A 21,877-nucleotide genomic window follows, 5' to 3' on the forward strand; every position below is an offset into this window, starting at 1 on the left:
CGATGGCGAGTCCTACAGAAGAGCAAGGCCGGGTGGCCCCGCACCTCACCCCCTCCGCTGCCGCCAAGCTACGGGCGTCATATCGGTCACCCGCCTGAACTCCCGATTGAAGTTCGACTTCGTCTGGAAGCCGACCTCGAACATCACCTCGGTCACCGATTTTTCGGTGGCGGAGAGCAGGCGGCAGGCCTCGCCGATTCTGTAGTCGTTGACATACTGCGAGACGTTTTTGTCCATCGCCCGATTGATCGCTGCCGAGATCTGACGGGCGGGGATTCCGGCCTTGCGGGCCAGCCGGTCGAGGTTGAGATTGGCGTCGCGATAAAGCTTCTTTGCCTCCATCAGCGCATCGACCGCCGCGATCGTCTCCTTGTCCTCGCTGGTATCAGACCTCGGCGCTACCTCTGTTATTTCCGGCGGCACCCGGCTGCGGCTGGCAGCTGCCGCAGCAATGCCGAGGATAACGAGGGCGGCGAGATTTCCCACGCTGATCAGTGCCAGCGCCCGCTCGCTATGCGCTGAGATGAAATCGAGGAAGACAAGAATATCGACAGCGGCCGATAGACAAAGCGCGGCTGCCGCGAAGATGATCGCCCGATAGGCCGGCACGGCGCCTTCGAAGGGCGCGAGCCGCAGCGCGTCCGCCCCCGGGCGCATCAAAAGCAGGATTGCCACGGCGTAACCGACGAAGATGAGCACTAGCGCCACGTCGATCGCATCCCGCCAGAAGGTCACCAGCAGCAGGATGAAGATAGCGGGCACGGCATGCAGCCCGATCCGCCCAGCAAGCGACCGCCGGCTCGTCCTCACCAGCCTGGAAACCCCGCCATAGGCAAGCGGCGGCACCACTGCTGCAATCACGGGCACAACCAGCCCCACGCCCTGCACACCATAGCCCCAACGCAGGCCGCCCGGCGCGACCTCCATCATGTTTTAGGACATATTTTATATGGGAATTTTAGATTTGCGGTCGCGGGGTTCGAGCGGGCCATCAACGCCGGATCAGACGCGCCCCAGAAACGCAAGCACACGTGCAGTGAGCAGCGCGGTTGCATCCGCGTCATATGTCGGAAGCGAGCTGTCGGCGAAGTAGTGCTGGTCGCCGGGATAGAGGAAAAGCTCCGCGTCCGTGACCTTCGCCACGATTTCGCGGGCGGCATCGATGTCACCCTCGCCGACGAAGATCGGATCGTTGTCCATGCCGTGGATCTGGACCGGAACGCTCTCCGGCCAGGGTCCGAAGGCCCACTCGCCGCTGATCGGCAGGCAGGAATAAAAAAGCAGAGCCCCGCGGGCTCCAGGCCGTGTTTGCGCCAGCTTCTGCGCTGGGAGCACGCCAAACGAGAAGCCGACATAGACTAGTTCGGGAGGCAGTTCGTCGGCGAGCCGGACACCGTGTTCTCTGATGGTGTCGAATCCGATCTCGCCGATATAGGCGAGCCCCTCCTCGATGCTATGGAACGTGCGTCCATCGAATAGATCAGGCGTGTGGACGATGTGGCCCGCCGCCCTGATCTCGTCTGCGAAGGCATGCACTCCAGGGGTCAACCCTTGTGCGTGGTGGAACAGCAAGATCTCAGCCATAAGGCGTCTCCCATCGAGGTGTTGGCCCGATAAGAAAGTTCAGAGGAGTTCAGACCGGGCCTGCGGCAGTCATCTCGGACGTCGCACTCAGCCCCCGACGACAATATTTAAGGGGCCGCGCCGAAAAAGGCGAGCCGCGTAAAGATCGTGTATTGCGATTCCGATACCATCAGTGCCACGAAGACCAGCACCAGCACCGGCGGCAGCAGGATGGCGTAGACGAGCGCCAGCCGCTCCCAGGCCATATGCATGAAGACGGCGACGATCAGCCCCGCCTTCAGCATCATGAACAGAAGGATCAGCGTCCATCTGAGATAGCCCTGAATGCCGAAATAATCGACAAGGTAGGAAAAGGCGCTGAGCACGAAGAGCAGGCCCCAGACGAAGAGATAGAGCCGGATCGGATGTTGCTGTCCCGTCTGTGCTTGTGCATGCGCCGTTTGGGTTTGGGCATGCGCCGTTGTCTCGCTCATGACGACCTCACCATAGATAAAAAAACGCGAAGATGAAGACCCAGACCAGGTCGACGAAGTGCCAGTAGAGGCCCATGATCTCGACGGCCTCGTAGCGACCTTTCCGGCTGGTGAAGAAGCCCCGCCGTTCCACGTCGAAATCGCCCCGCCAGACCTTGCGGGCGATGATGAGCAGGAAGATAACGCCGATCGTCACATGGGTGCCGTGGAAGCCGGTGATCATGAAGAAGGACGATCCGAACTGGGCTGCCCCCCAGGGGTTCTCCCAGGGGCGCACGCCTTCGGTGATCAGTTTCGTCCATTCGAAAGCCTGCATGCTGACGAAGGTTACGCCAAGAACTGCCGTCAGCAGCATGAGTATCGCAGTCACGCGGCGGTCGCGGCGATAGCCGAAATTGACCGCCATCGCCATGGTGCCACTGCTGGAGATCAGCACGAAGGTCATGATCGCGATCAGGATCAGCGGCACATCCTGGCCGCCGATGTGGAGCGCGAAGACCTCACTTGGATTGGGCCACGCGACGGGCGTCGACATGCGGGCGGTCATATAGGCGATCAGGAAACAGCCGAAGACGAAGGTGTCGCTGAGCAGAAAAATCCACATCATCGCCTTGCCCCAGGAGGCGGTCTTGAAGGCGCGCTGATCCGAGCTGAAATCGGCCGCGACTCCGCGAAGGCCCGCGGGCCTGAGGTCTGCCTCACCGTGTGTCTGGACAGAATGTGCCATCTGCAAATCCCCTAGCTTATCAACGTGCGGCAGAGATCGACGAAATCATTCGCCCAGCCGGCAAAGAGCGCGAAAAGCAAAAGCCAGACGGCGAGCATGAAATGCGAATAGATGGCCGATAGGTCGACGCTGAGCCGCAGTCTCTCCGGCGCGACATCGGCTGCGAACGCCTTGACCGTCGTATGCGCGAGGACGGCAAGCCCGCCCAAAATATGCAGCCCGTGCAGGCCGGTGAGCATATAGAAGAAGCTGTTGGCGGGATTGTCGGCCAGTATGTATCCGGCCGCCGTCAGTTCCCGCCATGCCTGGATCTGCCCGGCGAGAAAGAAGACGGCAAGCGCAAATCCTGTCGCAAGCGCCGGCCGTAGACTTTCCATGCGACCATGCTGTGCTTGATGTTTGGCCCATTGCAGTGCCGCGCTGCTCAAGGCAAGGGCCGCGGTGTTCACCCAGAGCAGCCGCGGAACCGGCATCCCCCACCAGTCCGCTGAGGCCGCGCGCATGAAATAGGCGCTGACGGCAAGGCTGAACACCGCGCCGACGACTGCTAGAAACACGAAGAGGCCTATTTTCACCGCAGGCACAGGCGGCCGGTCTGCACCATGATGATCCGGCTGCTGCAGCGAGCCGGTTTCGAGCCAGGGCTTCGAGGTCAGCCGCTGTCCGGCCAGCCACCAGATCATGATGGCGGCTATGGCAGCGAGGAAGATCAGCACGACGTTCATGCTGGGACCTCCCGCGTTGCGCCGCCGCTTGCCGGCACATTCTGCGGAATGAAATCCTCGTCCGCCCCCGGCACGCTGTAATCATAGGCCCAGCGGTAGACGACGGGCAGATCGCTGCCCCAGTTGCCGTGTGCGGGCGGCGTCTCAGGCGTCTGCCATTCGAGCGTCGTCGCCCGCCAAGGATTGCCGCCAGCCTCCCTGCCCCGGAAAAGGCTCCAGACGAGGTTGAACAGAAAGACGATCTGCCCGGCCCCGACAACGAGCGCCATGACGGTGATGAAGATGTTCAGCGTATGAGCAGACGGTGGCACGAAGGCCGTCTCTCCCATCTCGAAATAACGGCGCGGCACACCAAGCAGGCCGAGATAATGCATCGGAAAGAAGATCGCATAGGTGCCGAGGAAGGTGATCCAGAAGTGGATATGGCCGAGCGTCTCGTCCAGCATGCGTCCCGTCACCTTCGGATACCAGTGATAGATCGCCCCGAAGATGACGAGGATCGGCGCCACGCCCATGACCATATGGAAATGCGCAACGACGAACATCGTATCAGATAGCGGCACGTCGACGACGACATTACCGAGGAAGAGGCCGGTCAGACCGCCATTGACGAAGGTGACGATGAAGGCGAGCGCAAAGAGCATCGGCAGCGTCAGATGGATATCGCCGCGCCAGAGCGTCAGCACCCAGTTGTAGACCTTGATCGCCGTCGGGATGGCGATGATCAGCGTCGTGGTGGCGAAGAAGAAGCCGAAGGCCGGGTGCATGCCGCTGACATACATGTGGTGCGCCCAGACGACGAAGCTCAAGCCCCCGATGATAACGATCGCCCAGACCATCATCCGGTAGCCAAAGATGTTCTTGCGCGCATGCGTACTGATGAGATCCGAAACAATGCCGAAAGCCGGCAGCGCGACGATATAGACCTCCGGATGCCCGAAGAACCAGAACAGGTGCTGGAACAGGATCGGGCTGCCGCCGCCATGCTTGAGCTGCTCGCCCATCTCGACGATGGCGGGCATGAAGAAGCTGGTGCCGAGCAGGCGGTCGAACATCATCATGACGCAGGCGACGAACAGGGCCGGAAAGGCCAAGAGCGCCATAACGGTCGCTGTGAAGATGCCCCAGACGGTGAGCGGCATCCGCATCAGCGTCATGCCGCGCGCGCGTCCCTGCAGCACCGTCACCACATAATTCAGGCCGCCCATGGTGAAGCCGATGATGAAGACGATCAGCGAGATGAGCATGAGCAGGATGCCCCAGTCCTTGCCGCCGGGTGTGCCCGACAAAACGGATTGCGGCGGATAGAGCGTCCAGCCTGCCCCCGTCGGGCCGCCGGGGGCGAAAAACCCCGCCGCCAGGATCAGCACCGCCAGCAGATAGATCCAGTAGCTCAGCATGTTCGCATAAGGAAACACCATGTCGCGCGCACCGACCATCAGCGGGATGAGGTAGTTGCCGAAGCCGCCGAGGAAGAGCGCAGTGAGCAGATAGATCACCATGATCATACCGTGCATGGTGATGAACTGGTAATAGTGATCGGCATCGATGAAGGCGAAAGTGCCGGGAAAGGCGAGCTGAATGCGCATCAGCCAGGAGAGCACCAGCGCCACCAGGCCGATCGAGATGGCGGTCAGCGAATATTGGACGGCAATGATCTTGGCATCCTGGCAGAACACATATTTCGTCCACCAGCTGTGCGGATGATAAAGCTCGACATCCTCGACTTCGGCGGTCGGGATGACACCTGCGCTGCCGGACGGAATCTCGACCATGATATCTCCTCCTATGTCAGCCGGTTGGTTAGAGCGGCCTGCGGCCTCCGGCCGTCTTCCCGCCAGTTCAGTTTGCCGGCGGCGGCTCTCCCGATGACGCCGTCAGCTGGGTGAATGTCTGCTGCTGCCCGAGCCAGGTCTGATAGTCCGCATCGCTGTCGACAATGACGGTGCCGCGCATCTGCGGATGACCGACGCCGCAAAGTTCGGCACAGAGGATCTCGAACGTGCCCGTGCGTGTCGGTGTCAGCCAAAAATAGGTGACCATGCCGGGGATCATGTCCATCTTGGCGCGGAATTCCGGCACGTAGAAATCATGGAGCACATCGACGGAGCGCAGCAATATGTGCACGGGCTTTCCGATCGGCAGATGAAGCTCGCCGCCTTCGACGATGATGTCGTCGAGGCCGTTTGCATCGTTCTTGTCGAGGCCCAGCGGATTGTCGGAAGTGACGTCACGCGTCTCGGCGCGGCCGAGCTTTCCGTCCGCGCCCGGCAGGCGGAAGCTCCACAGCCACTGCTGGCTGACGACTTCGACCGATGCGGCATCGGCGGGCACTGTGATGAACTGGTTCCAGACGATCAGGCCAGGCGCCAGCATTGCCGCGACGCCAACTGCCGTTCCCGAGGCCAGAAGCAATTCCAGTCTGCGATTTTCAGGCTCATAATGCGCCCGATTGCCCGGTCTGTGGCGGAAGCGGAAGACGCAATAGGCCATGAACGAAACCACCGCCACGAAGACGATGCCGGTGATCCAGAAGGTGATTACGAGCGTGTTGTCGATATAGCTCCAGTTGGACGCGATCGGCGTCCACCACCACGGGCTCAGCACGTGGAACAGCACGGAGCCAACGACAACCAAGACGAGAATCAGCACAACAGCCATTTCCGCCCCTCCTGGGCCGACCGACCGTGAAACCGCACTCCACAAAAATGTCGAGTTTATTATCGCACAAATAGAAAATGTCGGCAATTACGGCGATTTAGGCATGCGCCGCCGCCGGCAAATCGTCATTGGGAGTATTGCCCGTCATTGAGAATATTGTTTGAGATAGGCAATGAGATTGGTGATTTCCTGGTCATCCTTCACTCCTGCGAAGGCCATCTTGGTGCCCTTCACTTTGGCTTTCGGATTATGCAGATAGTCACGCAACGTCGCCTCGTCCCAAACGAGACCACCCTCGCCGGCCGCCTTCATCGCCGCAGAATAAGTAAAATCAGGATGCGTCCCGGCCTTTCGGCCGAACAGCTTGTTCAGTGACGGACCCACCTTGTTCGTATCGGACTCGACGACATGACAGGTGGCACATTTCTTGAAAACGGTGGCGCCAGCCGTCGCATCCCCCTCCTGCGCTCCAGCGTTGAGAGGGAAAAGGGCAATGACGGATGCAGTAATCAGCAGAACAGCACGGTAATCCACGGCAAACCTCATCCTCCTCAAGGTCGCCAGCCACTCTCACCCTCGGCCATCATTCGCGCGGGGGTGGTGGTTGCTAGGGCTTAAAGTTAGTCCTTCGCGGATGCAAGTCAATCGCTTCCACGATTGCCGGCACTTGGGCGCAATCCGATAACTTGTGCCCCGACGCAAATACCGGGCCCGAAACCCGGTCAGCACGCGGTGATCTGCCCGAGAATGGCGCCGCGCCACCCGACTTATACTCCGACCGAAAGCGCCTCATGCACGGCCAATTCGGCCATGGCAAGCGCCGCCTCGCGGGTTTTGGCGGCAGCGATAAAGCGGCCGTTGTGGCAGAAGCTAGCGCCCTCGACGCCGCAGACCGCCTCCAGCTCGCCATTGGTAAGGCCGGCCCAGGTTGCCGGCAGATCGGCCCGGAGCTCGAACCCGTCGTCGCCACGGCGAATGCCGGTCACGCACCAATCCTTTTCGCGCGGGTGGACGACGAACAGCAGGTGATCGGCGCCGGCCTTGACGATGGCGGGACGGAAGGGCATCCCTCTCGGCAATTCCAGAATACGCCCCTGCCCAGCAACCTCGATCGCCCGATACACGATCGCCTCGGCTCGCAGTTTTGCGGCCCTCTGGGCGATCCCGGCATCGATGAAACTGCGGGCAATGGCCAGCGCCGCGCGGAAGGCACGATCGTCAGCCTCGGGTTCCTGCTCATCGAACACCGGTTTCAGGGTCTCGAGCAGCGCCGGCAGCGTCAGGCTGGCCAAAGGACCCGAAGGGCTGAGCGCGCCATTGTCGGTCAGGTCGATCGGCAGCACGAAACCGGTGTCGAAAGTGGAGTGCAGGGCTTCGACATGATGATCGGGAAGACCGGAGGCTACGAGATATTCGCGGCCGTAGTGCTTCCAGATCAAGCCGAACGAACTGTATGGCTGGCCGTCGTCTCGCAGTGGCGCGCCGCGCTGATGATGATCGAATATGCCGGCGGCAGGATCATAGGCTCCGCCGACATCATAGATGATCCGGTCCGGGGCTGGCGTGATCCATTCCGGCGCCCGGCTGCGGATCAGACGCGCCTGCGGGAAAAGCCGCGTCAGGATGACGCTCGACAGCAGCTCATCGGCATGGAAACCACCGGAATGGGTAACGAGGAAATCGGGGCTCATCGAAGTTATGCGCCTTGTGGTTTGGCGGAGGATCCGCTTGCGGGTCTGAACGAGATAGCCGTTGCCGGCCGCTATCTCAACCCGGCTTCGCGCATTCTGCATAGTGTCGGAAGGCGACAGGGCAGCTTTGAACCGATATGTGTAGAGGCAATGGCCTAAGGCAGCGCCGGTCCCGGCTGTGCTGCAACGAGCGCGCGCCCGGCTGCGCCGATATACAGGCAGATGAGCCCGATTACAGCCAGAGAATTGATCAAAAGAACCTCGGCGACGACCGCTGCCGAAAACGCGCCATCGCCGGACGGAAGCGCTACCGTCGCTGCAAAGAGCACTGCCTCATACGCGACGAACCCGGCGATAAAGGCGGCGGCCATGGTGGCGGCAAGGCCGGCCTTGAGGCGAAGCACGCCGAGCGATGCCACGAGCGATGCAAATGCGGCGACACCGATCGTCAGCCCCCAGGCAAAGCTGTCGAAGGTCTGGGGATAGCCGAGCATGAGATATCCGACCGTCTGGTTGGCAAGCCAGGCGAACAGCACCGCCATTATCGCCATCTTCCGGGGAAGAACGACCGCCGAGACTGCCGCCAGGGCAACGAAAGGCGTGACGCAGGCAAAAAGCAGGCTGAGAGCGACGCTGGCGCCGGCAATGACCGTGACCCAGGCGACCGCGAAACCGGGAGCTGCCGGGCGCAAAGGAAGCTGATTTCGTTCGAGCATTTCGAAACTCCGTTCGAGCGGGCGCCCACGCCCTCCGGCGCCGCGCGTCCTATCAGATGCGCAAACACGGGGCGGTAGGAAATCATAGGGCAATCCGGGAAAAAGGCCAGCGAGCTCATGGCGGCCGTCGCCGCCTCGCCGTCGCCGTCATAAAGCATCCAGCGGGATCTTCAGATACCGGCGGCCGTTCTCCTCTGGTTCCGGCAGCCGACCGCCGCGGATGTTGACCTGCAGCGCATGCAGCATCAGCTTCGGCTTGGGCAGCGTACGGTCGCGCGCCTCACGCAGCGCCACGAAGCCGGCCTCGTCCATGCCTGCAATATGCGGATTGGCGCGCTTTTGGGCTGCGACCGTGCTTTCCCAGCGCGGGTGACGACCCCCGGGCTGATAATCGTGGCCGGAAAAGAGGCGGGTCTCCTCGGGCAGCGATAGGATCGCCTGGATCGAGTGCCAGAGGGCGGTCGCGCTGCCGCCGGGAAAATCGGTGCGCGCCGTTCCCGAATCCGGCGTGAACATCGTATCGTGCACGAAGGCGGCGTCGCCGACCACATAGGTCACCGATGCCAGCGTATGGCCGGGCGAAAACATCACTCGGGCCGTAAGACCGCCGATTTCAAACGTGTCGCCATCGGCAAAGAGCCGGTCCCATTGCGAGCCGTCGGTCGCGAGCGCCGGCCAGTTATAGATCTCCTCCCAAAGCCTCTGCACATCGGTGACATGGACGCCGATCGCTGTCGGCGCGCCAGTCTTTTCGTTGAGATAATGGGCGGCGGAGAAGTGATCGGCATGCGGATGCGTGTCGAGGATCCACTCGACCGTCATCCGTTCGCTCTCGATGTAAGCAAGGATGGCATCGGCGTTCACCGTTCCCGTCGCGCCCGACATCTCGTCGAAGTCGAGCACCGGATCGATGATGGCACAGCGTTTTGTCGCCGGATCGGAGACGACATACTGCACGCTGCAGGTCCGGGGTTCGAAGAAGGCCTTCACCTGGGGCCATCGGCTTGCCGCCTTTTCGAGCCAGCGGCGTGCGGCGGCAAGATCGAAGCCAAGGCCTTCGCCGAAGGTCTGGACATCCGCCGGCTTCATCCGCCCGTCGAGCACCTCGCCCAACGCGTAGAGCGTCAATGCTCGCGTGCCGCTCTTGCAATGGGCGACGACCGGTCCCTTCGCCTCAACCATCGCCGCCTGAAAGGCGCGTATATCGGCCTCGGTAATCTCGTTGCCTTTCACCGGCACGAAACTGTAGGAAAGCCCGGCGGCGGCAGCGGAAATCTTTTCTGCCGCATTGCCTGGCTGGCCAGGCTCCTCGCCGTCGGGCCTGGCGTTGATGACGGCGGCGAAGCCCTCCTTGGCGAAATCGGCAAAAGCGGCTGGATCGGGCTGCCCCGCCACCGATAGCCGCTCATTGACCCTCACCGGCATCATCGAAGCCTCCGCGCCGCCCTGATCACGCAGTATCGCACGTATAGCAGTACAATCTCACAAGTATATTGCCGAGCGCAAGAATAGAGGCGCCTGTTCTCGCGCTCGCCCGGCTGGTCAAAACGACAGCGTCGGCGTCCCTTGCCGCCGATCGACATCGAATGTGACGTCCGTTGAAGTCAATCCTGGCCCTGCAGGCGATCCATCACCTGAAGCAACAGATCGGCGCATACCTTTGTCGGTTCGTCCTCAGCGCATTTCAGGTCGATCCGGGTATTTCCATCCTCGATCTGGAAACGGGCCGCCTTGGAGGGCGGCGGCAGGCGATGACCGCGATAATCACGGAAGCCCATGTCGCCTCTCGAACCATGCCAGCGGTAGTCGGGGCGATCTCGGGACTGCTCATCCGCCCCGTGACGCATCACCCTCTCATCATCAGGCGCAGGCGGGGGTGGCGATGCGGGCTCATTCGCTGCGGGTGGCTCGCCGGCGGGTGGTGGAGCGGGCGGCTGTTGGGCGAAGGCGGTGGCGGCCGATGCTGCAAGGGCAAGACCGGAGAGCAAGAGTCTTTGCATGGGGATGTTCCTTTCAGAGAAGAGGCATGCCTGTAAACACCGCGGCGCGGCTTTAGTTCACGCCCCGCCGGCGCTTGTGATCGAAATCAGCAGCACAGCTAGGATGTCTCGCCTGCGTCCACTGCGAGAGGACACGCACTTGCCCGCCGCTTCGGATTTGCCGACGCAGAGCTGACGAGAACTTCGCGTCGCTCAAGGCGCACCGCTTCTTTCGCCTCGCCTCTGCCTTGTTGGGCGACTATGCTCAACGCCGATTCGCTGTCCGCGATGAGGGCGTGCGGAAACGAGATATCGAAGGAGAAGACGATGACGGACGCCAAGAGCGGCATTACCGGGCTGCGGCCGCAAATCACCGTGGTTGGCGTCGGCGGCGGCGGCGGCAATGCGATTAACAATATGATCGCGGAGAAGCTGGCAGGCGTCGAATTCGTCGCCGCAAACACCGATGCCCAGGTTCTTGCCACCTCAAAGGCATCGCGCCGCATCCAGCTCGGCGCGAATGTGACGGAGGGCCTCGGCGCCGGTTCCCTGCCGGAAATCGGACATGCGGCGGCAGAAGAATCGCTCGACGAGATCATGGATCACCTGGCAGGATCGCACATGTGTTTCGTCACCGCCGGCATGGGCGGAGGAACGGGCACGGGCGCAGCCCCGGTCATCGCGCGCGCCGCACGCGCGGCCGGCATCCTGACCGTTGGCGTCGTCACCAAGCCGTTTACCTTCGAGGGTAATCGCCGCATGCGGACGGCGGAAGCTGGCATCGAGGCCCTTCGTCAGGCGGCCGATACCGTTATTGTCATTCCCAATCAAAACCTTTTCCGCATCGCCGATGCGAAAACCACCTTCGCCGATGCCTTTATGACGGCCGACCGCGTGCTCTTTGCCGGTGTCGGCTGCATCACCGACCTCATCGTCAAGGAAGGTCTGATCAACCTCGATTTCGCCGACGTGAAGTCGGTCATGCAGGGCATGGGCCGCGCGATGATGGGCACCGGCGAAGCCGCCGGCGAAAGCCGGGCGATGAAGGCGGCGGAAGCGGCAATCGCCAACCCGCTTCTGGATGATATTTCGATGAAAGGCGCCAAGGGTGTGCTGATCTCGATCTCCGGCGGCTCGGATATGACCTTGTTCGAAGTGGACGAGGCGGCAAGCCGCATTCGTGACGAAGTGCAGGACGACGCCGACATCGTCGTCGGCGCGATTTTCGACCGCAGCCTCGACGGCAAATTCCGCGTCTCGGTGGTGGCGACCGGCCTGGAAGGCAGCTCTCTCTCCGCGTCCCCTTCTCACTCGCCCGCTGAGCCGATTCAGACGCGCACGCTGCAGTAAGCGGCGGCAGTCAACCGGCCGGTTCGTCAGAGATCGGCCGGATAAGTATCGCACTCAAAACGCAGGAAGTATGCGGCGCTCATGCTTCGAGGCATGGCCCCTAAGGCTATGCGCCTCATCATGAGCGTGGTCGGAAGATACCGCGCCAGAGCTCAAGAGAGACACCGCGGAACTCAAGATAGAAAATTGAAGTACCTGTTCCTATTCGCTGCATTATCACTGACCACGGCTCTCCTTTCGAGCTCTGAAGACTTCCAGTAGCAGTCCCTATCAATCACGGCAGCAGCGTCACTGTCTCACCTGACTAATTCTCTGATCTTCGCCGCATCCTCCTCCGTCGCCGGATTATACACCACCATGCTGAGGTCCGGCCGACCGTCCACCTGGAAGGCGGAATATTCGAAGGAGAGCAGGCCGAGGACCGGGTGTTTGATGTGTTTGGCGCCCTCGCCATGGGTGCGCACATCGTTGTCGCGCCACATGGCCAGGAATTCCGGGCTCTTGCGGCAGAGTTCGTCGACCAGCGGCTCCACCTCGGCGGCAGCACCGGCGCGTGCCGCATCCACCCGGAAGGCGGCGACGACGAAGCGGGCGACACTTTCCCAGTCATATTGAGCAGCGCGCACGCGCGGGTCGAGGAAGATGAAGCGCAGCACGTTGCGCTCTTCCGGCGGCAGCGCGCCGTAGTCGGTCAGTAGCACGGTCGCCGCCCGGTTCCAGCCGACCACGTCCCAAATCGCGGTGCGGATCAGCGCCGGGCACGGATCAAGCGCGTCGAGCACGCCCTGCAACCGCGGCGTGATGCCATGGTCGCTGCGGTAGCGCACTTCGGGCGGGCGGCCGAGCCCAATCAGGAAGAGGTGCTCGCGCTCGATATCCGTCAGCATCAGGGCACGGGCGATTCGGTCGAGCACGTCGGCCGAAGGCGCACCGCCGCGGCCCTGCTCCAGCCATGTGTACCAGGTGGGGCTGATATTGGCGCGGCTCGCCACCTCCTCGCGGCGAAGCCCCGGCGTACGGCGCCGCTCGCCGGCAAAACCAAGGGCGGCGGGATCGAGCTTGCCGCGGCGGTCCTTGAGGTAGCTGCCCAGCCGATTATCGGAGGCGACGAATTCGCTCATCCTGTTAGCCTTTATACCATGATAATATCACTACTTTACCATGATATCAGCCTGCTCGATATCTGTCTGCGTCCAATCAGGAGATATCGACATGCGCGTATTCGTTACCGGAGCCACAGGGTGGGTGGGCTCGGCCGTCGTCAAGGAGTTGATCGGCGCCGGCCATCAGGTTCTCGGCCTGGCCCGCTCGGACAAGGGAGCGGCCGAACTGGCGGCATCAGGAGCCGAGGTCCAGCGCGGCACGCTTGACGACCTGCAGGGTTTGAAGCGCGGCGCGGCCGAGGCCGACGGCGTCATCCACACGGCCTTCAACCATGACTTCTCGAAATTCGCGGAGAATTGCGCCGCCGACCGGCGCGCCATCGAGGCGCTCGGTGAAGCCTTCCGGGGCTCCAACCGTCCGCTACTGGTCACAGCGGGCCTTGGCCATGCGCCTGGCCGCATCGGCACGGAGAAGGACCCGCCGATGCCAACGACCGAAACCTATCCCCGCGCCTCCGAAATCACTGCGGTATCACTTGTCGCCCGCGGCGTGCGCGCCTCGACCGTCCGGCTCCCGCCATCAGTGCACGGCCATGGCGATCACGGCTTCATCCCGATCCTGATCGATATCGCCCGGCGGAAAGGTATTTCCGCCTATATCGGCGACGGGGGCAATCGCTGGCCAGCCGTGCACAGGCGCGATGCCGCCCGGGTCTACCGCCTGGCGCTGGAGCATGGCGCCAGCGGTGGCCCCTTCCTCGCGGTCGCCGAAGAGGGTGTGCCCTTCCGGGAGATTGCGGAGCTCATCGGACGCCGCCTCGGCGTGCCTGCCGTCTCGCTGTCGCGGCAAGACGCGGCTGAGCATTTTGGCTGGTTTGGAATGTTCGCCGGCTTCGACGTGCCCACCTCGAGTGCACACACCCGCACTCTCCTTGGCTGGCAGCCCATGGAACCTGGCTTGCTCGCCAATATCGACCACCCGGCCTATTTTACCGGGGCAGCGCAAGCCTGAATGTCGGGCCATCGCTCACGAGCCTCATCCTGAGTTGCCCCGCAAGGGGCCGCGTCGGATGAGGCGGGTGCGCTACCGGCTCAGCGCATCCGTCCCTCGTTCATATCGGCGGGATCGTAATTGATGTCCCAGTCCTTCTCGGGCTTCTTCTTGCCCGGCGGGTTCTTGTTCACCGTGGCGTCCTCCGAGCCGGTGATCACGGTCGGCTTGGCGCTGGCAACGCCGCTGGCCTTCCGGTCGGCCCGGGATTTGGCAAACTGACCGGCGGCGTCCTTTTTCGTATTGCCCATGTCATTCGCCTTTCTGCTTCATAGCGTCGGAAATGTCGTTCATTTCAGGATCGCGGTTGTTCTCACCATTGGCGTCGCGATTCCTGTCCGGATCGTCCTTGGGTTTGAGATATCCGCGCGGGGTGTTTCCCTTCGGTCCTTCCCACCGAGGCGATTGATCGGTGGTGCCGGGGGCGCCGTCCTTGGGGGTGATCATGCCCATCGTCGTTTCTCCTTGGTTGAATAGGAAAAACCGCGAAAGCGAGGAAGGGTTCCGGCAGAAAATTTGGAACAGTCCCGGTCCCCATCGGTTGGTGAAAGGTCGAGAACCTCGAAAAAGGAGCCGAACATGAGCAAGACCAACGTTCGAGAACTTCAGAAACGCGCCGAACAGCAGGTCAGAAACACCAGCGCCGGCGGCCATCTCGGCGGCACCTATTTCGGCCAGCAACCGGACGGAAAAACCGCGTCGGACACCACCAATGACAGCGCAAAGGCAAGACCAAACGATGGGACCAATTGAGGCCGGCAGGCTCCCGCGACGCGTGAAATGACGCTATCTGCCACCCGACGAATTCTGTGCGCCCAGTACGCTGGGCGCACAGAATTTCAGACCCCCCGCAGGCCTGTGCGCGGGAATGAGGTTCAGTCCGGCTGCTGTCGGAAAACTACCTCGTTACGCAATCACAAACCGCCTCAGCCAAACAAGAAGTCGCCCGAGTTAAAATTCGCAAGCCCGCCGAGGGTCGTGATGTTGTCGAATTCAGCCACCAGCACCGCGCCGCCGGCTGAACCTGGGTTCTGATCGTAGTAGACCGCCGCATGGCCGAGATCCGTATTGTGGAACACGAACAATGCCCCTGTGGTTATGTTGCCGTAACCATCGATGGTGCTCTGGACGGTTGCGTTCGTGACGCTCACGTCCGTTTTGACGGCAACCTCCGTTCCGGCGACATTGATCGTGGCGTTGTTCCCCACCTTCACATTGTCCACAATTGTATTGTTGTTGCCGACGGCGAACTCGAATGTGCCGCCTCCAACGTCCAACTGGAACCTGTCCACGGTTGTGCTATTCGTCCCAGCATTGAAATCAGTCATATGGTTCGTTGTGGTGGCAAACTTTTGGAAAAAGAAGGTGTCATTTCCCACGCCACCGGTAAGGATGTTGTTGCCAGCACCACCGTTTAGCGTGTCGTTGCCGTCTTGACCGAAAAGAGTGTCGTCACCTCCCAGCCCGAACATCATATCGTTACCGCCGCCACCGTAGAGCACATCGTCGCCGGTTCCGCCGGTCGGATTGTCCACTGAATTGCCATTGCCACCGGTAATTACAGTGAACGTCTCCGTCTTTTCGAAGGTCGGCCCTATAGGATCACCGGTCTGCGTTGCCGTTACCGTCACTGAAAATGTACCGTTCGTCGATAGCGCACTCGAATGAAGCGTATTGCCGGTTATCGAGAACAAGCCCGGATTCGACTGCGAAGCAATGTTGAAGCTGAATCCACCCGCGTCGGGATCAGTCGCCGACAGCAGACCACTGAACTCAAAATTATTGAAGTTGACGCTGTCCGCCGGAACGACAGGCGTCAGCTTAATGTCGGTCGGTGCCTGCCTGGCTGGTCCATCATCCGCGCCGGTGATGGCGACGACGATATTGTGGCTGGCGGTGCCGTCGAGCGAGCTGACGCTCAGCGTGTCGCTGACCGCGTCGCCCTGGTTGAGCGCCTGCGTTGCCGCCCGGCTGTTGTCGAGCGTATAGGTCCAGCTGCCGGTGGCGGCATTGAAGCTGAAGCTGCCATAGATGCCGTTCAGCGATGCCGGGGCGGCAAACACCGCCTCGCCGTCGTCGACGTCGCTGACCGTCAGCTTGCCGGAGGCGCTCGGATCGCCGCTGCCGGCCGCACCCGCCTCGACCGTTGCCCGGTCATCGGTCACCGTCGCATCGACGACGATCGCCGCCGCATCGTTGGCGCCGGTGATGGCGACGACGATGTTGTGGCTGGCGGTGCCGTCGAGCGAGCTGACGCTCAGCGTGTCGCTGACCGCGTCGCCCTGGTTGAGCGCCTGCGTTGCCGCCCGGCTGTTGTCGAGCGTATAGGTCCAGCTGCCGGTGGCGGCATTGAAGCTGAAGCTGCCATAGATGCCGTTCAGCGATGCCGGGGCGGCAAACACCGCCTCGCCGTCGTCGACGTCGCTGACCGTCAGCTTGCCGGAGGCGCTCGGATCGCCGCTGCCGGCCGCCCCCGCCTCGACCGTCGCCCGGTCGTCGCTGACCGTCGCATCGACGACGATCGCAGCCGCATCGTTGGCGCCGGTGATGGCGACGACGATGTTGTGGCTGGCGGTGCCGTCGAGCGAGCTGACGCTCAGCGTGTCGCTGACCGCGTCGCCCTGGTTGAGCGCCTGCGTTGCCGCCCGGCTGTTGTCGAGCGTATAGGTCCAGCTGCCGGTGGCGGCATTGAAGCTGAAGCTGCCATAGATGCCGTTCAGCGATGCCGGGGCGGCAAACACCGCCTCGCCGTCGTCGACGTCGCTGACCGTCAGCTTGCCGGAGGCGCTCGGATCGCCGCTGCCGGCCGCCCCCGCCTCGACCGTCGCCCGGTCGTCGGTCACCGTCGCATCGACGACGATCGCAGCCGCATCGTTGGCGCCGGTGATGGCGACGACGATGTTGTGGCTGGCGGTGCCGTCGAGCGAGCTGACGCTCAGCGTGTCGCTGACCGCGTCGCCCTGGTTGAGCGCCTGCGTTGCCGCCCGGCTGTTGTCGAGCGTATAGGTCCAGCTGCCGGTGGCGGCATTGAAGCTGAAGCTGCCATAGATGCCGTTCAGCGATGCCGGGGCGGCAAACACCGCCTCGCCGTCGTCGACGTCGCTGACCGTCAGCTTGCCGGAGGCGCTCGGATCGCCGCTGCCGGCCGCACCCGCCTCGACCGTCGCCCGGTCGTCGGTCACCGTCGCATCGACGACGATCGCAGCCGCATCGTTGGCGCCGGTGATGGCGACGACGATGTTGTGGCTGGCGGTGCCGTCGAGCGAGCTGACGCTCAGCGTGTCGCTGACCGCGTCGCCCTGGTTGAGCGCCTGCGTTGCCGCCCGGCTGTTGTCGAGCGTATAGGTCCAGCTGCCGGTGGCGGCATTGAAGCTGAAGCTGCCATAGATGCCGTTCAGCGATGCCGGGGCGGCAAACACCGCCTCGCCGTCGTCGACGTCGCTGACCGTCAGCTTGCCGGAGGCGCTCGGATCGCCGCTGCCGGCCGCACCCGCCTCGACCGTCGCCCGGTCGTCGGTCACCGTCGCATCGACGACGATCGCAGCCGCATCGTTGGCGCCGGTGATGGCGACGACGATGTTGTGGCTGGCGGTGCCGTCGAGCGAGCTGACGCTCAGCGTGTCGCTGACCGCGTCGCCCTGGTTGAGCGCCTGCGTTGCCGCCCGGCTGTTGTCGAGCGTATAGGTCCAGCTGCCGGTGGCGGCATTGAAGCTGAAGCTGCCATAGATGCCGTTCAGCGATGCCGGGGCGGCAAACACCGCCTCGCCGTCGTCGACGTCGCTGACCGTCAGCTTGCCGGAGGCGCTCGGATCGCCGCTGCCGGCCGCACCCGCCTCGACCGTCGCCCGGTCGTCGGTCACCGTCGCATCGACGACGATCGCAGCCGCATCGTTGGCGCCGGTGATGGCGACGACGATGTTGTGGCTGGCGGTGCCGTCGAGCGAGCTGACGCTCAGCGTGTCGCTGACCGCGTCGCCCTGGTTGAGCGCCTGCGTTGCCGCCCGGCTGTTGTCGAGCGTATAGGTCCAGCTGCCGGTGGCGGCATTGAAGCTGAAGCTGCCATAGATGCCGTTCAGCGATGCCGGGGCGGCAAACACCGCCTCGCCGTCGTCGACGTCGCTGACCGTCAGCTTGCCGGAGGCGCTCGGATCGCCGCTGCCGGCCGCACCCGCCTCGACCGTCGCCCGGTCGTCGGTCACCGTCGCATCGACGACGATCGCAGCCGCATCGTTGGCGCCGGTGATGGCGACGACGATGTTGTGGCTGGCGGTGCCGTCGAGCGAGCTGACGCTCAGCGTGTCGCTGACCGCGTCGCCCTGGTTGAGCGCCTGCGTTGCCGCCCGGCTGTTGTCGAGCGTATAGGTCCAGCTGCCGGTGGCGGCATTGAAGCTGAAGCTGCCATAGATGCCGTTCAGCGATGCCGGGGCGGCAAACACCGCCTCGCCGTCGTCGACGTCGCTGACCGTCAGCTTGCCGGAGGCGCTCGGATCGCCGCTGCCGGCCGCCCCCGCCTCGACCGTCGCCCGGTCGTCGGTCACCGTCGCATCGACGACGATCGCGGCCGCATCGTTGGCGCCGGTGATGGCGACGACGATGTTGTGGCTGGCGGTGCCGTCGAGCGAGCTGACGCTCAGCGTGTCGCTGACCGCGTCACCCTGGTTGAGCGCCTGCGTCGCCGCCCGGCTGTTGTCGAGCGTATAGGTCCAGCTGCCGGTGGCGGCATTGAAGCTGAAGCTGCCATAGATGCCGTTGAGCGAGGCCGGGGCGGCAAACACCGCCTCGCCGTCGTCGACATCGCTGACCGTCAGCTTGCCGGAGGCGCTCGGATCGCCGCTGCCGGCCGCACCCGCCTCGACCGTCGCCCGGTCGTCGGTCACCGTCGCATCGACGACGATCGCGGCCGCATCGTTGGCGCCGGTGAGCGAAATCGTCACATTTGCCTCGCTCAGCGTGCCGTTGCCGAGCCGTATCGCATACACAAAACTATCTTTAAGGATTTCACCGGCAGACAGCGTGTTGATATCCGCGCCCGAGCCCGCGATGCCGCTTCCATCGCTCAGACGGTATTCGATCTTTCCATTGTTGATCCTGACCCAATTGCCGAGCAGGGTCGTCTCCCAGGCAGATGCCCCGTTCGCTCCGACGTCTTTTGCAATAAGCTCATAGTCAGTGGTAATTGGATTGCCATCTCCGTCGTCGACCGAGAAGAGGGATTTGGCATTCCCGCCAAGATCATTCGACATCACATCAAGGGTTATGGTTTTGGTGGCCGCATTGTAGAGCTGAAGACTGAGCAGCTGATCTTCCGTCCAGATGTAAGAGTCATCCTTCGCCTGTGGCGCATTGGTGAAAGAAGTCGTACTGCCACCGCCGGTGCTTTGCGTAGCCATTAAAATACCCCCATGAATCAAAACAAGTAATCTGAAACCGATTTAAGAATATTAAGGCTAAGACGACACGCAGGAACACGTCGCCGCCCCGGTATTGTCGAGGCAAACACCATTTTTCTTAATTCAGAACCGGAATACTCCCCACTCCCAATAAAGTGTTAACATATATACTATGAAATAAAAGACGATTTTCTTGCGACGGTTAATTTCTCCTCGAATTCGCTACGAGAGAAGGCCTCTTGTCAGCGCGGCACGCGCGCGACGGCGATCGCCGAGGCTTAAATCGCAGACGTCGATCGTAATGAGTAACGGGGTGTGACGCCGGTGCGAGGCGTTGGTGAAGCGCAGGCTCAAGCTTCAGAGCGTTTCCACTCTTCCTCGATCGATCAGGTCAGCACGGCTGAGTCCACGCCGATCATTTCATCGACATGTCATGAAACTTCTAGCTGGGGATCGGCTTTCTACAACGAAGCCAAACAAGGAGCTCCAAATGTCCGGCGAAGCCGAAAATAATGGAAAAACCGCCATCGTTCCAGTTCAGAACCCGTCAGCAGCCGAACAAGCCGCCACTGCGTCCGTGCTCGAAGACATGCAGAAAGCAAGCACGGAGACCCGTCAGCCGGAGCCGGCCGCCGCGTTGTTCTCCTGGGAGATCGATCCCCCGGAACTGGCCAAACTGATCTCCGAAGTGATGACACTGCCGATGATCCTGTGGTCGACGGGTATATCCCTGACCTATTCCCTCTGGCTGTCTTCGCTGCTTCCCGCACGCGAGACGATCGGCTCGCTCAAGCCAAGCGCGGATCACGCTTAGCAACTTCGGCCGACTGCGGCCGAACCACGCCCCCGGCCCCTGCAAGCTCCGCCTCTCCGCCCCCGTTCCACAGAATATCTGCGGAATGATGGGCGGAGAAGCGGCAAGCGGCTGCGCGGCGCCGCTCTTCAAGTCGCGCAATTGCATCATTCGTTGATGTCAGGCTCGACGACCCGGGCAAGGTTGCGTAGCGACTCCTGCCAGCCGAGGTAGCAGGCTTCGGGCGGGATGACGTCGGGCACGCCGGCCTGGGTGATGTCCACCTCGGTGCCGACCGAGACTTTCTTCAGCGTCACCATGACTTCCATTTCGCCCGGCAGGTTCGGGTCGTCGAACTTGTCCGTATAACGCACGCGTTCGCCCGGGACGAGCTCACGAAATTCGCCGCCGAAGGCGTGGCTATTCCCAGTGGTGAAGTTACGGAAAGACATTCTGAAGGTGCCGCCGACAGTCGGCTCCAGGTGATGCACTGTGCAGAGGAAGCCGTTCGGCGGAAGCCATTTTGCGAGCGCATCTGCTTCGATGAAGGCGCGATAGACCTTCTCCGGGCTCGTGGCGAAAACGCGGTGCAGGCGTATGGTGCTTGGCATAGTGGTGATCCTTGTCTGGACGGAATGAACGAGCTAAGGACGGACAAGTCTTCGCCGATCCGACAGTGAGCCGAAATTTTCTTTAAGAAAAAATCACTCGCGTCCGAACTGCACCGCACCGCTAATACGCTTCCCCGTTGGCGTCATGCAGCCGCCTGCTCCCCCACTGCGTTGAGCAGCAGCCGTGCGGCCTGCTTCGACGATGCCGGGTTCTGTCCGGTGATCAGCAGCCCGTCCTGGACGACATGCACGGCCCAGTCCTCAGTCGCGGAAAACTTCGCCCCCTGCCCCCTCAACACGTCTTCGAGCAGATAGGGCACGACCTCGACGAGCTGCACGGCGGCCTCCTCGGAATTGGTAAAGCCGGTCACCGTCCGCCCTTTCGCGATCGGCCCGCCGTCTGGCGCCTTGACATTGGTCAGGATTCCCGGTGCGTGGCAGACGAGCGCCAGCGGCTTTCCCGCCGCAAGCGTCTCCTCGATCAGCGCGTGCGCATTGCGGTCGTTCGTCAGGTCCCAAAGCGGGCCATGGCCACCAGGGAAGAACACCGTGTCATAATCGGCCTGGTCGATGTCGGACAGCCTCAACGTATTGGCAAGCGCAGCCGTCGCGGCCGGGTCCTTTTCAAATCGCCTCGTGTCGTCCGTCTGAAACGCCGGCTCATTGCTTTTCGGATCGAGCGGAGGCTGGCCTCCTTTCGGCGACGCAAGCACGACCTCGGCCCCAGCGTCACGGAAGACGAAGTAAGGGGCCGCGAGCTCCTCAAGCCAAAAGCCGGTTTTCTTGCCGGTATTTCCCAGTTGATCATGCGATGTGAGAACCATGAGAATTTTCATTGCTAAGCTCCTTCGACCCGGCCGGCGGACAAAATCTCCCGCGTCCGGTTTAACGGTGAATGACTGCCTGCAATCTCATGCTGAACCAGCAGAACCATAGATCGGCTGCACCCGCGTTACAAGCTCTGTGAGTCTTGGGGCTCAGGTGTATGAAGAACGACAGATTGCCCATAGGATCAACCACATC

At 62.3% G+C, this 21,877-nt stretch carries 21 protein-coding genes and 1 pseudogene; 4 read left to right on the forward strand and 18 right to left on the reverse strand.

The annotated features are described in order from the left end of the window. Positions 1–45 precede the first annotated feature (45 nt). The 12 genes and pseudogenes from NMA58_RS12190 to NMA58_RS12245 all read right to left on the reverse strand — a co-directional run. Positions 46–909: pseudogene (locus NMA58_RS12190) on the reverse strand (helix-turn-helix domain-containing protein); the annotation flags it as partial. A 93-nt stretch (positions 910–1,002) separates the two neighbouring features. Further along, a complete protein-coding gene (locus NMA58_RS12195) occupies positions 1,003–1,584 on the reverse strand; it encodes a dienelactone hydrolase family protein (protein ID WP_434710230.1) in 582 nt (193 codons plus the stop codon). A 107-nt stretch (positions 1,585–1,691) separates the two neighbouring features. Then, a complete protein-coding gene (locus tag NMA58_RS12200) occupies positions 1,692–2,057 on the reverse strand; it encodes a cytochrome C oxidase subunit IV family protein (RefSeq protein WP_183705870.1) in 366 nt (121 codons plus the stop codon). A gap of 7 nt (positions 2,058–2,064) precedes the next feature. Then, complete coding sequence (locus NMA58_RS12205; RefSeq protein ID WP_430960761.1) at positions 2,065–2,784, reverse strand: heme-copper oxidase subunit III family protein; 720 nt, start codon at positions 2,782–2,784, stop codon at positions 2,065–2,067. An 11-nt stretch (positions 2,785–2,795) separates the two neighbouring features. Further along, the gene (locus tag NMA58_RS12210; protein ID WP_097600075.1) at positions 2,796–3,509 is read right to left on the reverse strand and encodes a cytochrome c oxidase subunit 3; all 714 of its coding nucleotides are present in this window, start codon (positions 3,507–3,509) and stop codon (positions 2,796–2,798) included. Beyond that, a complete protein-coding gene (gene ctaD / locus NMA58_RS12215; protein ID WP_434710233.1) occupies positions 3,506–5,284 on the reverse strand; it encodes a cytochrome c oxidase subunit I in 1,779 nt (592 codons plus the stop codon). Before ctaD ends, NMA58_RS12210 begins: the two co-directional genes overlap by 4 nt. Positions 5,285–5,351: 67 nt before the next feature. Beyond that, entirely contained in the window at positions 5,352–6,170 is an 819-nt protein-coding gene (locus NMA58_RS12220; protein WP_097600077.1) for a cytochrome c oxidase subunit II, read from the reverse strand. Between the two features lie 144 nt (positions 6,171–6,314). Then, positions 6,315–6,704 carry a c-type cytochrome gene (locus tag NMA58_RS12225; protein WP_176536324.1) on the reverse strand — a complete coding sequence of 130 codons (390 nt, stop codon included), beginning with the start codon at positions 6,702–6,704 and terminating at the stop codon, positions 6,315–6,317. Between the two features lie 233 nt (positions 6,705–6,937). Further along, positions 6,938–7,861, reverse strand: a complete 924-nt coding sequence (locus tag NMA58_RS12230; RefSeq protein ID WP_434710236.1) for an MYG1 family protein — start codon at positions 7,859–7,861, stop codon at positions 6,938–6,940. A gap of 155 nt (positions 7,862–8,016) precedes the next feature. Continuing rightward, positions 8,017–8,577, reverse strand: coding sequence for a hypothetical protein (locus tag NMA58_RS12235; protein ID WP_434710237.1), 561 nt, complete (start codon positions 8,575–8,577; stop codon positions 8,017–8,019). 147 nt (positions 8,578–8,724) lie between these two features. After that, positions 8,725–10,005 (reverse strand): bifunctional sulfur transferase/dioxygenase Blh, encoded by a 1,281-nt coding sequence (blh, locus tag NMA58_RS12240; RefSeq protein ID WP_434710239.1) that lies wholly within the window; start codon positions 10,003–10,005, stop codon positions 8,725–8,727. 176 nt (positions 10,006–10,181) lie between these two features. After that, the gene (locus tag NMA58_RS12245) at positions 10,182–10,577 is read right to left on the reverse strand and encodes a hypothetical protein (protein WP_097600080.1); all 396 of its coding nucleotides are present in this window, start codon (positions 10,575–10,577) and stop codon (positions 10,182–10,184) included. 306 nt (positions 10,578–10,883) lie between these two features. Between NMA58_RS12245 and ftsZ the strand changes: the two genes are divergently transcribed. After that, positions 10,884–11,906 carry a cell division protein FtsZ gene (ftsZ, locus tag NMA58_RS12250; RefSeq protein WP_434710241.1) on the forward strand — a complete coding sequence of 341 codons (1,023 nt, stop codon included), beginning with the start codon at positions 10,884–10,886 and terminating at the stop codon, positions 11,904–11,906. A gap of 296 nt (positions 11,907–12,202) precedes the next feature. Here the strand turns inward: ftsZ and NMA58_RS12255 are convergent, their stop codons facing one another. Then, positions 12,203–13,027 carry a helix-turn-helix transcriptional regulator gene (locus NMA58_RS12255; RefSeq protein ID WP_434710243.1) on the reverse strand — a complete coding sequence of 275 codons (825 nt, stop codon included), beginning with the start codon at positions 13,025–13,027 and terminating at the stop codon, positions 12,203–12,205. Between the two features lie 91 nt (positions 13,028–13,118). On the opposite strand from NMA58_RS12255, the gene NMA58_RS12260 reads away from it, so the two are divergent. Further along, entirely contained in the window at positions 13,119–14,021 is a 903-nt protein-coding gene (locus tag NMA58_RS12260) for an SDR family oxidoreductase (protein WP_434710245.1), read from the forward strand. An 80-nt stretch (positions 14,022–14,101) separates the two neighbouring features. Here NMA58_RS12260 and NMA58_RS12265 read toward each other — a convergent pair whose 3' ends face one another. Together NMA58_RS12265 and NMA58_RS12270 are read right to left on the reverse strand one after the other, a co-directional pair. Beyond that, positions 14,102–14,311 (reverse strand): hypothetical protein, encoded by a 210-nt coding sequence (locus NMA58_RS12265; RefSeq protein ID WP_434710247.1) that lies wholly within the window; start codon positions 14,309–14,311, stop codon positions 14,102–14,104. A gap of 1 nt (position 14,312) precedes the next feature. Beyond that, positions 14,313–14,513 (reverse strand): hypothetical protein, encoded by a 201-nt coding sequence (locus NMA58_RS12270; RefSeq protein ID WP_434710249.1) that lies wholly within the window; start codon positions 14,511–14,513, stop codon positions 14,313–14,315. A 126-nt stretch (positions 14,514–14,639) separates the two neighbouring features. On the opposite strand from NMA58_RS12270, the gene NMA58_RS12275 reads away from it, so the two are divergent. Further along, positions 14,640–14,813: a hypothetical protein gene (locus tag NMA58_RS12275; RefSeq protein WP_097600084.1), complete on the forward strand. Its 174-nt coding sequence runs from the start codon at positions 14,640–14,642 to the stop codon at positions 14,811–14,813. A gap of 173 nt (positions 14,814–14,986) precedes the next feature. Here the strand turns inward: NMA58_RS12275 and NMA58_RS12280 are convergent, their stop codons facing one another. Next, the gene (locus NMA58_RS12280) at positions 14,987–19,450 is read right to left on the reverse strand and encodes a beta strand repeat-containing protein (protein ID WP_434710250.1); all 4,464 of its coding nucleotides are present in this window, start codon (positions 19,448–19,450) and stop codon (positions 14,987–14,989) included. 490 nt (positions 19,451–19,940) lie between these two features. Between NMA58_RS12280 and NMA58_RS12285 the strand changes: the two genes are divergently transcribed. Beyond that, the gene (locus tag NMA58_RS12285) at positions 19,941–20,264 is read left to right on the forward strand and encodes a hypothetical protein (protein ID WP_434710252.1); all 324 of its coding nucleotides are present in this window, start codon (positions 19,941–19,943) and stop codon (positions 20,262–20,264) included. Positions 20,265–20,410: 146 nt separating this feature from the next. Here the strand turns inward: NMA58_RS12285 and NMA58_RS12290 are convergent, their stop codons facing one another. Continuing rightward, on the reverse strand, positions 20,411–20,854 hold the full coding sequence (locus NMA58_RS12290) for an SRPBCC family protein (RefSeq protein ID WP_434710254.1): 444 nt from the start codon (positions 20,852–20,854) through the stop codon (positions 20,411–20,413). Positions 20,855–20,997: 143 nt separating this feature from the next. Further along, on the reverse strand, positions 20,998–21,690 hold the full coding sequence (locus NMA58_RS12295) for a type 1 glutamine amidotransferase domain-containing protein (protein WP_097598105.1): 693 nt from the start codon (positions 21,688–21,690) through the stop codon (positions 20,998–21,000). Between the last annotated feature and the right edge of the window lie 187 nt (positions 21,691–21,877).

The organism is Rhizobium sp. YTUHZ045 (assembly GCF_051124255.1).
Classification (GTDB): Bacteria; Pseudomonadota; Alphaproteobacteria; order Rhizobiales; family Rhizobiaceae; genus Rhizobium.